A 12,326-nucleotide genomic window follows, 5' to 3' on the forward strand; every position below is an offset into this window, starting at 1 on the left:
GGCCATACACGGGGCAGACGCACCGAGAAGGAAGAAAGCACATAAACGCGATGAAATTCAGAAAAAATCGTTCTTATTCACCATGTTCAGCGCGGCAGTGGTCATGTTTCAATTTGGCTTTGACTGAGGGGCACAGGCCAGGAGAGTGAAACGTGGCACCCGAGACGCTTCCGGAGAAGGTTCCCGCCACCATGGCGGCCATGCTGCTGACCGGGCATGGCGGTATCGACAAGCTGGTCTACCGCCAGGACGTGCCCACCCCCCGCCCGGGGCCTGGGCAGGTGCTGGTGCGGGTCACGGCGACGGCGAAGAACAACACCGACCGCAAGGCTCGCGAGGGGCTCTACCCGACCAGGGACAAGGGCGAGGTGACCTCCTTCGCCATGGGCGGCTCGCCGACCCTGACCTTCCCGCGTATCCAGGGCGCCGACGTGGCCGGGCGCGTGGTCGCGGTGGGCGACGGGGTGGACGCCTCGCGCATCGGCGAGCGCGGCCTGCTGGACTTCAACCTCTACCCGGACGCCCGCCGTGACCTCAACCTGATGCCAGACTACTACGGCCACGGAGCCGACGGCGGCTTCGCCGAGTACCTCGCCGTGCCGTCGGATCAGTTCCACGCCGTGCCCAATCCCGAGCTCGCCGACGCCGAACTCGCCGCCATGGGCATGTGCTCCTACCAGACCGCCTACCACATGATGACCTCCGCCAAGGTCGCTGCAGGCGAGCGAGTGCTGGTCACCGGCGCCAGCGGCGGTGTGGGCACGGCGCTGATCCAGCTGTGCCGCATCGTCGGCGCGATTCCCTATGCGGTGAGCCAGCGGGACAAGGCGGATGCCCTGCTGGCGCTTGGCGCCGAGGCGGTGATCGACCGCGGCGACCTGCCGACCTTCGTCGAGCGGGTGCTCGAGGCCACCGGCGGCGAGCCCATCGACGCGGTGATGGACCTGGTCGGCGGCGAGATGACCGACCGCTTCATCGATACCATGATCGTCGACATGAAGCGCCGCGCGAGCTACCCGCGGCTCTCCATCGCCGGGGCCAGCGGCGGCAATCTCAGCGAGATCATGTGGACTCGCATCTACCTGTATCAGGTGCAGATCTTCGGCGTCTCCCACGGTACCCGGGAAGAGGCCGAGCAGCTGGTCGAATGGATCCGTGCCGGCCGGTTGAAGCCGGTGCTGCATGCGGCGTTCAGGCTCTCCGACCTGCACGCGGCCGAGACCTACTTCGTCAATCGCGGCAGCAACTACCTGGGCAAGATCGTGATCGTTCCCGATGCGCAGTGGGCCGAGCATGGCGCCCCCTTCGCGCTGGAGAGCGCCGGATGAGCGCCGAGCTGACCCTGAAACTGATCGACACCCATGCCGGCGGCGACGTCAGCCGCATCGTGCTCGGCGGCATCGACGCCCTGCCCGGCGCCTCCGTCAGACAGCAGATGGAGTACCTGCGCGACGACGCCGACGGCCTGCGCCATCTGCTGTTGAACGAACCCTACGGCGTACCCGAGATGTCGGTGGACCTGATCGTGCCCGCCACCGACCCCGAGGCGTCGGTGGGCTACATCATCATGGAGGTGATGGGCTACCCGATCTATTCCGGCTCCAACACCATCTGCACCGCCACGGCGGTGCTGGAGAGCGGGCTGGTGCCCAAGCGGGAGGGTCGCCAGCGCTTCGTGCTGGAGTCCCCGGCGGGGCTGGTGCATATCGAGGCGCTGGTCGAGAACGGCGTGGTGGAGGCGATCACCTGCGAGGGGCTGCCCAGCTACATCGACACCTATCGGGCCAGCATCCATGTGCCCTCGATCGGTGGCGTGACCTACAGCGTGGCCTACAGCGGCGGCTTCTACGCCCTGGTGGATGCCACCGAGCTGGGCTTTCACCTGACCCGGGACGAGGAGCGAGCGCTGGCCGACTGTGCGCACAGGATCGTCGAGGCCATCCAGGCCGAGCGCGGTTTCTCCCACTACACCCTGGGGGACGTGGGGCCGCTACCCTTCCTGCACTTCATGGGACCGGTCGAGCAGGTGGCCGACGACTTCTACCGCTCGCGCTCGACCACCTATGTGCACCCCGGCGTGATCTGTCGCAGCACCACCGGCACCGGCACCTCGGCACGGCTGGCGCTGATGCACCACGAGGGAACCGTCAAGCCGGGCGACAAGCTGGAGACCGTCTCGCTGCGCGAGACGGGCTTCATCGGCGAAGTCACCGGCACGCGACGGGAGGGGACGCATCGGGTGGTGGAGAACACCATCACCGGCAAGGGTTATGTGCTGGCCCGTTCGGAGCTCGTCGTCAACTGCAACGACCCCATGGTGGAGTGCGGTAGCCTGCACCATATCCTCAGCAGCCGGCATCCCGTGCCGGCCTAGTGGGTTTACACACCTAGTGACGCGGCCGGCCTCGCCTGGCGAGGCCGGCGGTCTCACTGGTACTTGTCGCGCCACTGCTTGACCGCGACCTGCTCCTTGAGCAGCTCGAGCATGTCGACCAGCACCTGCTCGGTCACCTGGTCGGTATGCTTGTCCACCGCGAGCCAGGCATCGAACCCGCTTTCGGTCAGGCGCTCCACCAGGGCATTGAACTGCGGCGTGCGCATCCCCTCCACGGCCTCGTGAATCAGCCGACGGGCGAGGTCACCGAGTGCCTCGTCCAGTCCTTTGGCCACCTGGCTGCCCAGAGGCAGCCGTTTCAGGCGGCGTATCTCCGGGCTCTCGGCCAGGGTGCGGCTGACCAGGGCGCCGACATAGTGCATCAGGTCGTCACGGTTGTGGGCATAGGCGCTGCCGGCCATGTCCTCCAGGCGGCGGGTCACCTCGCGGATCAGCTGCTGCTTGCGCGGCATGACCACGTCGCCGATGACCTGCCGTGAGAGCGACTCGCTGGAGCGTACCTGGTCCTGGACGCCGTCGAGCAACCGGATGGCGATGCGGTCGGAGAGCTCCTCCATCAGGATGTCGTAGTACTTGGCGTAGACGGTATACAGCCGCCAGCGGCGGATATCGATCAGCCCCACGCGTTGCAGGCGGTGCAGCAGCGAGACGACGCGCAGGACGCGCAGCAGCCGGAAGCCACCCACCGGGATACAGCCGAGCACGTCATACCAGTGCACGAAGGGGTAGAAGAACCAGCGATGGTAGCGGCGTTCGGCAATGGCCACCGCCCAGCCCAGCAGCACGTCGAGCAGGAAGACGCCGACGAAGGCCAGGTCGATGGCGATGAAGTTGGCGTGCACGTGCCGGTCGTAGGCCCCGTGCAGGCCCGGGGCCACGGCCTCGAAGGCGCCGTTCAGCGGCGGCAGCAGGAACAGGCTGTCGAACAGCAGCAGCGCCAGGTTGGCCACCACCAGGGCGATGATCAGCAGGTCCCAGGCGATGTGCAGGCGCTCCAGTGTCGGGCTGAGAACCCGGGACGTGGCGCGCGGCCGGCTCACGGCGTCACCTTGCCGCGCAGCGCCTTGGTCCTGCCCTTGCGGGTCTTCTTGTCCATGCGGCGCTGCTGGGAGCCCTTGGTGGGCTTGGTGGGCTTGCGCACCTTGCGCTGCTTGACCGCCTCGCGGATGAGCTCCCTCAGACGCTGCAGGGCATCCTCCCGGTTCTGCTCCAGCGTGCGGAAGCTCTGCGCCTTGATCACCACCACGCCCTCCTTGCTGATACGCTGGTCGGATAGCGCCATCAGCCGCTCCTTGTAGAAGGGCGGCAGGCTGGAGTTCGGGATGTCGAAGCGCAGGTGCACCGCGGTGGCGACCTTGTTGACGTTCTGGCCGCCGGCCCCCTGGGCGCGGATCTGGCTGATCTCGATTTCCCAATCGGCCAGTTCCACCGTATTGGAGATGGTCAACATGGCATGCCTCGTGGTCAGGACGCGATGGCGTCAGGCTACCATATCGGCAGGCCTTGGCCTGCCGGCTGCCCTCAGGGGCAGGGGCCAGCGGGGTGCGTGACTCCCGGCTACTCGAACCCCGCCTTGCGCAAGCCCGCGAGATAGTGCTCGGCATCGGAGCGGCGCCGATAGGGGTCGAGCGCCGTCAGCCAGTCGAGGCAGCCGGTGTGCTCGGGGAAGGTGCCGCGCGCCAGCTGGTAGCGGTAGTGGCGGTAGACGGTGTCGCGGTGGCTGGCCCCCTGCTCCGGGTGGCCGAGGTGGGCATAGGCCGCGGCGAGGAAGGCCGGGGTGTTGCAGAACGCCTGGGGGGCGCACGCCATAGTGTCGATGGCCTCGTCGTAGAGACGCGCGCTGAAGAAGGCGATCCCGGCCATGCCGGCGTACCACTCCGGCCGGTAGGGGGCGAGGCGAAGCGCCTTGCGGGCCGCGTCCACTCCGCGCTCGGGCTCGCCGAGCAGTGCCAGGGCGAAGGAGGCGTGGGCGAGCACATCGGCATCGTTCGGGTTGAGGGCCAGCGCCAGCGACAGCTCGCGTTCGGCGGTCGCGTAATGCCCGCCGTAGAGCTCGGCCAGGCCCAGCATGCAGTGGGCACGGTGGTCGTGCTCGTCCAGGGCGACCGCCCGGCGGCCGAGCTCCAGCGCTTCCTGCTGCAGGAACACCCAGTAGTTCCAGGAGTAGCAGGCCCACTCGTTGAGGTGGGCGAGGGCGAGGCCGACATAGGCCCGGGCAAATTGCGGGTCTCTGGCCAGCGCCTGCTGGAAGTGGCGCCGTGCCTCGCGGATCGCCGGCAGGTCGGGGCGGCGCAGGGCATGCCAGCCGCGCAGCCACAGATCGTAGGCCTGCCAGTCCTGAGGCGGCTTGCGGCGGGCCAGCGCCAGCCGATCGTCCTCGATGCGCCCGACCAGGCTGCCGACGATGCGGCCGACCATCTCGTCCTGGACGTCGAAGAGCTCGTCGAGTCGGCAGTCATAGCGCTCGGCCCAGACCTGGCGCGCGCCCGAGGTCGCCAGCAGCCGGGCGGTGAGGCGGAGCCGTTCGCCCCGGCGCCGGACGTGTCCCGCCAGCAGGTAGTCGACGCCGAGCTCGCGGCCGACCCGCTCCGGGGTGGCATCGGTGTGGCGGTACGCCAGGGCGCTCGCCGGGGCGATCACCTCGAGCTCGCGGAAGCGCCCGAGTTCGGTCGCGATGTCCTCCGCCAGGCCGTCGCCCAGGTGGCGGTGGAGGGCGGCATCCTCGAGCGGCACGAAGGCCAGCACGGCCAGCGACGGCTGCTCGGTGGCCTCGGCGCGCCGGCGGGCACGGGCCTCGGCGGCGGCGTCGATCACCCGGGGCCGCTCGGGCAGGTCGTCGCTCTCGCGCGGCAAGACTCCCCCATCGCCGGTGCTCCCGGGCAGCAGTCCCAGCAGTTCGGCCTTCAGCCGTTCGGTTTCCGCGGCCGGGGCGACGCCGAGCTCGTCGGCGAGCCGTTCGCGGCAGCGCCGGTACTGCTCGAGGGCTGCCCCGATCCGGTCCTGGTAGAGGTAGAGGCGGATCAGGGTGCGCTGCACCCCCTCGTCCAGGGGGTCATGCTCCAGCAAGCGCAGGGCGAGCTGGATGCCGGCATCGATGGCGCCGGTCGCCACATAGTGGTCGAGCAGCCGGTGCATCAGCTGCTGCAGCTGCTCGTCCAGCCTGCGACGCTGCGCCATCAGCCACTCCTCGAACGCCTCACCGCAGTCGGCCATGCCTTCCAGGAAGGGCGCGCGGTACAGGGCGAGGGCCCGTTCCAGCGTCTCCGGGGTGCCGTCGGCGAGCAGCCGCTCGAAGGCGTCGAGGTCCACCGCGGTCGCGTTCGCCTTGAGCCCCACCTCCTGGGTGTCGATGGCCAGGCAGGACCGCGCCTCTGCCGGCAGGGCATGCTGCAGACGCGACAGCGCCTGACGCAGATTGGTACGTGCCCGGGACTCGGACATCTCGTCCCACAGCAACGCCGCCAGCTTGCCACGCGGATGCCGACGGGACGGGTTCGCCGACAGGTAGGCGAGCAGGGCCTCGACCTTGCGGGTCGGGAAGGCGAGGGGTTGTCCGGCGGCCGTCTGACAGGCGAACTCGCCGAGCAGCGAGACATGCAGGAGCGTCATGGCGGTGTCCTCCTGAATACAGCCTATGCAGTGATGTCATGTACCGCTAAATATCGGATGTCACGTCCTTGTCACGCCCCGGGGACGTCCGCCTGGTATCCCTGAAGGGCACACTCCGGAACCAACCATCGATGAGGGGGTGACCAAGATGGATTCAAGACACGCTATCGAGCAAAGCGCCGCTCGCGCCCTGTCGGCCGATGAACTCGGGTCGCTCGGGGAACAGTTGCACGGGGCGCTGATCCAGCCCGATGACGAACGCTACGACGCGGCACGCCGGGTCTACAACGCCCTTCACGATCGCCGCCCGGCCCTGATCGTCGAGGCAGCGAACGTGGCGGACGTGATGGCGGCCGTGACCTTCGCCAGGGAGCACGAGCTCCCCCTGGCCGTGCGCGGCGGCGGCCACAGCGTCCCCGGCTTCGGGACCTGCGACGGGGGGCTGGTGTTGTCGCTCGAGCGTCTGCGCGGGATTCGGGTCGACCCCGAGGGTCGCCGTGTCCGAGCCGAGGGCGGTTGCACCTGGGCCGATCTCAACCATGCCACCGCCGCCTTCGGCCTGGCGACGACCGGCGGGATCGTCTCCAGTACCGGCATCGCCGGCCTGACGCTGGGCGGTGGCCTCGGCTTCCTGGCGCGGCGCTGCGGGCTCACCTGCGACAACCTGCTGTCGGCCGACGTGGTCACGGCCGAGGGCCGTTTCCTGACCTGCCGCGACGGTCAGCACGAGGACCTGTTCTGGGCCCTCCGCGGCGGCGGTGGCAACTTCGGCGTGGTCACGTCGTTCGAGTACCGCCTGCATGACGTGGCCGACATCCTCGGTGGGCCGACCTTCTATCCGCTCGAGGCGGAGGTCATGCGCCACTACCGGGAGTGGATCGCCGAGGCCCCCGAGGCGCTGGGGGCGGTGCTCGGCATCACCCTCGGCCCGCCGCTGCCGTTCGTGCCCGAGGCGTGGCACGGTCGGCCGGTGATCGTGGTACTGACCTGCTGGAGCGGGCCGGCAACCGAGGACGACGCGATCCGCGAGCGGCTCGGTCGCCTCGGCCCCGTCGTGGGGCAGTCTGTCCAGCGCATGCCCTACCCGGTGATCAATACCCTGTTCGACGAGCTGCTGCCCGCCGGGCTCCATCACTACTGGAAGGGCTGTTTCACCCGAGAGCTGACCGACGAGGCGATCGACGTGCATCTCGACTTCGGCGCCCGGATGCCGTGCCTGCAGAGCGCGACGCTGCTGTTTCCCGTCGATGGCGCCTGCCGGCGTGTCGCGCCCGACGCCACGGCGTTCGCCTACCGGGACGCCACCTTCGCGACGGCGCTCGGCCCGAGCTGGCCGGACCCCGCCGACAGCGAGCACAACATCGCCTGGGGGCGTGCCTACTACCAGGCGCTGCGTCCCTATTCCGAGGAGGGAGGCTATGTGAACTTCATGTCCGCCGACGACGCCGATCGGGTGCGGGCCAACTACCGGCAGAACTACGACCGGCTGGTCGAGATCAAGACCCGATACGACCCGTCCAACCTGTTCCGCCTGAATCAGAACATCGCCCCGGCGCGGGTGGCTTGACCAACGGTGTGGGTCGGGGGCTCCCCCGACCCTGGTCAGACCTGAACCAACAGGGCCGTGGTGTACATTGCCATGCCCCCCGCGCCGACACCGAACAGGGCGATTCCCGAGAACCATGGCTGTCCCGCGCCGCGCGCGTCGCGGACCAACAGCGCGCCGACCTCAGTGATGACCTGGAGGATGGCCCCCGTCCCGACGGCGAACGCCATAGCGGCCCAGTAAGGCGAGAACGCATAGCTGCCGACCCATATCCCGACCACGGCGGGCAGACCGGCAAGGGCCGCCAGTGCGGCGAACACCCACAGCGGTGGCCGCTGCTTGAGCATGGGTGCCACGATGCCGATTCCTTCCGTCAGGTTATGCAAGGTGAAGCCGAGTACCAGAAACGAGCCGAGTGCAACCGAGCCGGTGGCAAACGCAGAGCCGATCGCCAGGCCTTCTCCCAGGTTGTGCAGGCCGATCCCGAGTGCGATCGCGGTCGCGAGACGCACACCGGCAAGCGTCTTTCCCTGACGCCGCCCCACTCCCATCAGCACCGCGAATGTCAAGGCGGCGACAAGCCATACCGAGATTTCCCCCTGGAAGCCAGGCGCGGCTTCTCCCGCCAATGCCAAGGCCTCGTCAAGGGTGTCGACCAGCAGGTAGGCCAGGAGACCGGTCGTCAGGGCGAGAGCGAACTGGAACGCCCGCGTCCCTCCCGCGCGCAGGGCCGGATAGAACAACATGCCAAGTGTCACCGGCACAACGCCGACGAATAATCCGACCATGCCGAAGGTGCGCAGCGTGCCGGCGTCGGGGGTGGGCGTGGCAACGGCAACCTCGATGGTGTGATCGAAGGTGACGCCGCTTGGGGTCAACAGAGTCAAGTGATGGGTCTCGCCCTCCACCCATGGATAGGGGATCCGTATCCAGGTCGTTTCCATGCGTTCCAGCGCCCCCGGCGGAGTTTGCGTGAAAGCCCAATAGGCGCCGTCGACCTGTACCTGGGCAATCTTCATCGGCTCCGATCCGCCGGCACGCACCCGAAGCGCGATACCGTGCTCGTCGAGCAAGGTACGCTCGATCGTGAGTTCCTCGATGGGGGGGACGGCGCCGGTCAAGGAGCGTAGGGGATCGCTGGCCAGGAAGGCCACCATGACGGCGACGATCAAGAGAATCGGTAGCACGATCCAGAGCACGATGCGTTTCATCGGGGTAGCCTCCCGAGGCCTGCTGCGGCCATCACGCCTCCCGGACATCGAACAGGCTCATCCAACCCAGCTCGGCGAATTCCGACTGATGGGCGTGGAACATGTAGAGTCCTGGCTCGTGATCGCCGAAGGAGAATTCCAGGATCCCGCGCTGGGCCTGGCACTGCATGATGGTGTCGACCGTCCGAAGCGTCGGGGTGAGCGTGGTGCCGTGGTCGTAATAGTCGAAGAAATTCGCATGCAGGTGTAGCGAATTGATCGGGTCGAACTCCGTGACGTTGATCAGATAGAGCCGCACTGGGCGAACCCGGTCTACCCTGATGGGCCGCTTGAAATAGGCGTGAGCGATCGAGTTGACCGCGTAAATCTCATTCTCCTCATCGAAGTTCGTGTCGAAGCCGTTCATCACCAGCACGAGTTCCTGCCAGCGCGCATTCTCCGACGAGCCAAGCAGGCGCGAACGCGCGGCCTCAGCCTGCTCCGGGTGACGATCCGGGTCCGGGTCGACGATGAAGGCACCGTACAGCCCCTTGTGGATGTGTCGCTTGAGTGGGACCGAGTGGCAGTGGTAGAGATGGCAACCGAACGGGAAGGCATCGAACTCATAGACGAACACGCCACCCGGAGGCACGTCTCCGGCCCCCGGCACGCCATCCATGCGGGCCGCATGGATCCCGTGGAAATGCATGGAGTGCGGGTGACTGCCGCCGTTGATAAAGCGGATGCGGATACGATCCCCCTCGGTGGCTCGCAGGGTCGGGCCCGGCACGCGGCCGTTGTAGGTCCAGGCGGGAAAGAAGATGCCCGGGGCGATTTCGATCTCCTTGTCCCTGGCGGTGATGTCGAATTCGCGGAGCACCTGTCCGTTCGGCAGGCGAGAGGCAGTCCCGGTTTCCCAATCGGTCAGGATCTCGTGGGGATCGAAGCCGTTGCGGGCATTGTCCACCTCTCCCACGGTGATCATGCCGTCATGAGTACCGTGCGCACCCGTCGGGGCGTCCTCGGCGGTACTCGGTGTGGTCGCTAGCGGCGCCTGGCCCACTGCCAGGCGTATTACCGATGATCCGCCGATCAGTGCCCCCGCCCTGAGCAGAAGCCGCCGTGTCATGGGGTACTTGAACCAAGATCGCATCTCCCGGCTCCGATGGTGCAAGACGAGCCTGCCAGGTGGATGTCCGATAGCAGGCTCGACAATGGGTATTTGGCTATACAATACAGCATAGGCTATATTTCGCGGTTCCGTGGCACCTTGCCCTGCAGACTCGCCAGCCGTTTGGCACTGTTATGTTATGGTGAGATACACGACATCTGAGGTAGGGACGGCGATGACCAAGTCGGAAGTGGGCGCCCGTACCGTGTTGCCGGATGCGGAGCAGCAAGCGGTCAATTTCAAGCGGGTTCGGGAAGCCCATCAGAGCGAGGTGGCTGAGGATTACGTTGAGCTCATCGCCGATCTGATCAATACCACGGGGGAGGCGCGTGCAGTCGACATTGCGCGACGGTTGGGGGTGGCGCATGCCACGGCAGTAAAGACCGTTGCTCGACTACAGCGGGAGGGGCTCGTTTCCAGTCAGCCCTACCGGTCGGTATTCCTGACGGAGAAGGGACAAGAACTCGCGGCACGTTCGAAACGCCGCCATGAAACCGTGGTGAACTTCCTGCGTGCCATCGGCATCAGCGAAAAGACCGCACAACGCGATGCCGAAGGCATTGAGCATCACGTCAGCGACGAGACACTGGCGGCCTTCGAACGCGTGATCCGAGCCAAGCAACGCTAAGCGTTGTCCGAAACGTCGCCTAGGCAGGCAGAAGGCGCTCGCAGACAACCCGCAGCGCCCCAGGGCGTGTCGAGGCCGTCGCCTCCATGATACGCCCCAGGTCTTCACCGTCCGCGGTCAGGGTCCTTGAGTGGCGTAGCTGGACCAGGCAACGGGTCGACTTGACGTGTACCAGGGTTGAGCCGTCCCTGGGCTGGTGCCCCCGTAGCCGTGAGACGAGAAAGGTCATCAGCAGGTTGACCCAGGAGCGCGGGCGTATGGCCAAGATATTCAGCTCGCCGTCGTCGATCATGGTCTCGGGAATGCGCTGGCCGCCGCCGAAGAAGGCCCCCGAGGATATCGCAATCGACAGCCAGTGGCCCTCGATGCTGCCGCCGTCATGGGTGATCCTCGCCTGGAAGCCCCAGCGTATGCCGATCTTCCCGGCGAGCACGGCCAGGTAGCTGAAGCGGCCCAGCGCTTTCTTGTGATTCGCGGATGCCTTCCTGGCAGGGACGGTCCCCAGGCCGATGTGGGCGACATTGAGGAACAGGGTGTCATTGATCCAGCCGACGTCGACATTGACCGTCCGGCCCGAGGCAATCAACCGACATATCTCGAGGGGATCCTCCGGCAAGCCGAGGTTGCGGGAGAAGTCGTTGGCGGTGCCCGAGGGCAGCACCGCCAGGGTGGCGTTGCGCTCGAGACACAGCGCCGCGCCCCGGCTGACGGACCCATCGCCGCCCGCGACCATCACCAGGTCGCCCTCCCGGACCTCCCGTGCCCATGTCGTGTCGGAAAAATCCTGCACCGAGACATCGCCAAGCCCTGCTCCCCGCAGGTGCTCCAGCCAGAAGGCCCGCCCACGGCTACCATCACCCGCATCGGCACTCGCGACCAACCAATGGCGCATCCCGGCGTCTCCCTGACCTGGCGTGATCCCGTGAGAATAGCGTATGGGCGCTGCCCAAAAACCGTCTGACACTGGCGGGAGCCGCCGGGTTCGGCTCAGCGGCGTACCCGCCGCTCCAGGGACGCCAGATAGGCCCGGATCCTCGCCGCATTGGCCCCCATGTCGCCGCGCCCCATCCGCGAGGCGGAGCGCACGTCGACGCGTACGCCGTCGTCGGTCTCGCGCAGGCGGATGACCACGTCGTCCCTGAAGCCGAACCAGGTGGTGGTGGCGGTGGCCTCGATCCTGCCGGCGGAGACGTCGGCGAGCGTCCAGCCCTGGTCCAGGGCCGCGGCCTCGGCGGCGGAGAGGGCGATAGAGGGTGGCACGTTCAGGTAGAGCGGCTGGATGTCCGGGTAGGCCTCGCGCTGCTGATGGGCGGTCTGCTCGCCGGGGTAGTCCACGGCGTTGGGTGCCGCCTCGCGGGCGGCGGCCAGCACCTCGAAGGCGGGCGGGTCGTCGGTGTCGGTGGTGATGTCGTGAATCGGGGGGGCCTGCTGGGCGCGTTGCCAGTGTACCCAGGGCACGGTCATCATGCCGGCGACGGCGACGATCACCAGACCGCCGGCCAGAGCGGGACGCCACTGCCGACAGAGGGTGGCGACGACGAGGGCGATCAGCCCCAGCCCGGCGGCACCGGCGGCCAGGTAGGCGCCGCGGCGCAGAGTCCCGAAGGCATTACCCAGAGTGATCAGCTCCAGCCGGAAGGCCGGGCCGGCCGCGGCCATCAGCAGCGCGGCGATGGCCAGCGGGGCCACGCTCAGCCAGGCCAGTATCATCGGCCAGTGCCCGCCGCGTGGGCGGCTGGGACGCAACAGGGACATGACGGCTCCTTATCGCCGGGTATCGATAATGT

11 protein-coding genes are annotated in these 12,326 nt (G+C 67.5%); 4 read left to right on the forward strand and 7 right to left on the reverse strand.

The features are described 5' to 3' along the window. The first annotated feature begins 191 nt into the window (after positions 1 to 191). Entirely contained in the window at positions 192 to 1,328 is a 1,137-nt protein-coding gene (locus tag AC5W54_RS12815; RefSeq protein ID WP_495962561.1) for a zinc-binding dehydrogenase, read from the forward strand. Then, on the forward strand, positions 1,325 to 2,374 hold the full coding sequence (locus AC5W54_RS12820; protein WP_495962486.1) for a proline racemase family protein: 1,050 nt from the start codon (positions 1,325 to 1,327) through the stop codon (positions 2,372 to 2,374). The genes AC5W54_RS12815 and AC5W54_RS12820 overlap by 4 nt, the downstream gene beginning before the upstream one ends. A 53-nt stretch (positions 2,375 to 2,427) precedes the next feature. On the opposite strand, the gene AC5W54_RS12825 is transcribed toward AC5W54_RS12820, so the two are convergent. The 3 genes from AC5W54_RS12825 to AC5W54_RS12835 all read right to left on the reverse strand — a co-directional run bounded on the left by AC5W54_RS12825 (position 2,428) and on the right by AC5W54_RS12835 (position 6,004). Then, positions 2,428 to 3,435: an ion transporter gene (locus tag AC5W54_RS12825; protein ID WP_495962487.1), complete on the reverse strand. Its 1,008-nt coding sequence runs from the start codon at positions 3,433 to 3,435 to the stop codon at positions 2,428 to 2,430. Next, positions 3,432 to 3,845 (reverse strand): alternative ribosome rescue aminoacyl-tRNA hydrolase ArfB, encoded by a 414-nt coding sequence (gene arfB, locus AC5W54_RS12830; RefSeq protein ID WP_495962488.1) that lies wholly within the window; start codon positions 3,843 to 3,845, stop codon positions 3,432 to 3,434. The genes AC5W54_RS12825 and arfB overlap by 4 nt, the downstream gene beginning before the upstream one ends. A gap of 107 nt (positions 3,846 to 3,952) precedes the next feature. Continuing rightward, positions 3,953 to 6,004 (reverse strand): BTAD domain-containing putative transcriptional regulator, encoded by a 2,052-nt coding sequence (locus tag AC5W54_RS12835; RefSeq protein WP_495962489.1) that lies wholly within the window; start codon positions 6,002 to 6,004, stop codon positions 3,953 to 3,955. A 148-nt stretch (positions 6,005 to 6,152) separates the two neighbouring features. Between AC5W54_RS12835 and AC5W54_RS12840 the strand changes: the two genes are divergently transcribed. Beyond that, complete coding sequence (locus AC5W54_RS12840; protein WP_495962490.1) at positions 6,153 to 7,571, forward strand: FAD-binding oxidoreductase; 1,419 nt, start codon at positions 6,153 to 6,155, stop codon at positions 7,569 to 7,571. A 35-nt stretch (positions 7,572 to 7,606) separates the two neighbouring features. Here the strand turns inward: AC5W54_RS12840 and AC5W54_RS12845 are convergent, their stop codons facing one another. Both AC5W54_RS12845 and AC5W54_RS12850 read right to left on the reverse strand, forming a co-directional pair. Further along, entirely contained in the window at positions 7,607 to 8,761 is a 1,155-nt protein-coding gene (locus AC5W54_RS12845) for a ZIP family metal transporter (protein WP_495962491.1), read from the reverse strand. Positions 8,762 to 8,792: 31 nt separating this feature from the next. Then, a complete protein-coding gene (locus tag AC5W54_RS12850; protein WP_495962492.1) occupies positions 8,793 to 9,725 on the reverse strand; it encodes a multicopper oxidase domain-containing protein in 933 nt (310 codons plus the stop codon). A gap of 361 nt (positions 9,726 to 10,086) precedes the next feature. Here AC5W54_RS12850 and mntR point away from each other — a divergent pair, with 361 nt between their 5' ends. Next, positions 10,087 to 10,539 carry a manganese-binding transcriptional regulator MntR gene (gene mntR, locus AC5W54_RS12855; protein WP_495962493.1) on the forward strand — a complete coding sequence of 151 codons (453 nt, stop codon included), beginning with the start codon at positions 10,087 to 10,089 and terminating at the stop codon, positions 10,537 to 10,539. Between the two features lie 19 nt (positions 10,540 to 10,558). Here the strand turns inward: mntR and AC5W54_RS12860 are convergent, their stop codons facing one another. Next, complete coding sequence (locus AC5W54_RS12860) at positions 10,559 to 11,431, reverse strand: diacylglycerol/lipid kinase family protein (protein WP_495962494.1); 873 nt, start codon at positions 11,429 to 11,431, stop codon at positions 10,559 to 10,561. 95 nt (positions 11,432 to 11,526) lie between these two features. After that, positions 11,527 to 12,294: a DUF1499 domain-containing protein gene (locus AC5W54_RS12865; protein ID WP_495962495.1), complete on the reverse strand. Its 768-nt coding sequence runs from the start codon at positions 12,292 to 12,294 to the stop codon at positions 11,527 to 11,529. Positions 12,295 to 12,326: the final 32 nt, after the last annotated feature.

This window comes from Halomonas sp. LMYGS-3 (assembly GCF_059509875.1).

Bases quoted from the DNA above. Each gene is read 5' to 3' on its own strand.
- AC5W54_RS12835 (WP_495962489.1), bottom strand. From the start codon at position 6,004: ATGACGCTCCTGCATGTCTCGCTGCTCGGCGAGTTCGCCTGTCAGACG.
- AC5W54_RS12820 (WP_495962486.1), top strand. From the start codon at position 1,325: ATGAGCGCCGAGCTGACCCTGAAACTGATCGACACCCATGCCGGCGGC.
- AC5W54_RS12845 (WP_495962491.1), bottom strand. From the start codon at position 8,761: ATGAAACGCATCGTGCTCTGGATCGTGCTACCGATTCTCTTGATCGTC.
- mntR (WP_495962493.1), top strand. From the start codon at position 10,087: ATGACCAAGTCGGAAGTGGGCGCCCGTACCGTGTTGCCGGATGCGGAG.
- arfB (WP_495962488.1), bottom strand. From the start codon at position 3,845: ATGTTGACCATCTCCAATACGGTGGAACTGGCCGATTGGGAAATCGAG.
- AC5W54_RS12865 (WP_495962495.1), bottom strand. From the start codon at position 12,294: ATGTCCCTGTTGCGTCCCAGCCGCCCACGCGGCGGGCACTGGCCGATG.
- AC5W54_RS12850 (WP_495962492.1), bottom strand. From the start codon at position 9,725: ATGATCACCGTGGGAGAGGTGGACAATGCCCGCAACGGCTTCGATCCC.
- AC5W54_RS12840 (WP_495962490.1), top strand. From the start codon at position 6,153: ATGGATTCAAGACACGCTATCGAGCAAAGCGCCGCTCGCGCCCTGTCG.
- AC5W54_RS12815 (WP_495962561.1), top strand. From the start codon at position 192: ATGGCGGCCATGCTGCTGACCGGGCATGGCGGTATCGACAAGCTGGTC.
- AC5W54_RS12860 (WP_495962494.1), bottom strand. From the start codon at position 11,431: ATGCGCCATTGGTTGGTCGCGAGTGCCGATGCGGGTGATGGTAGCCGT.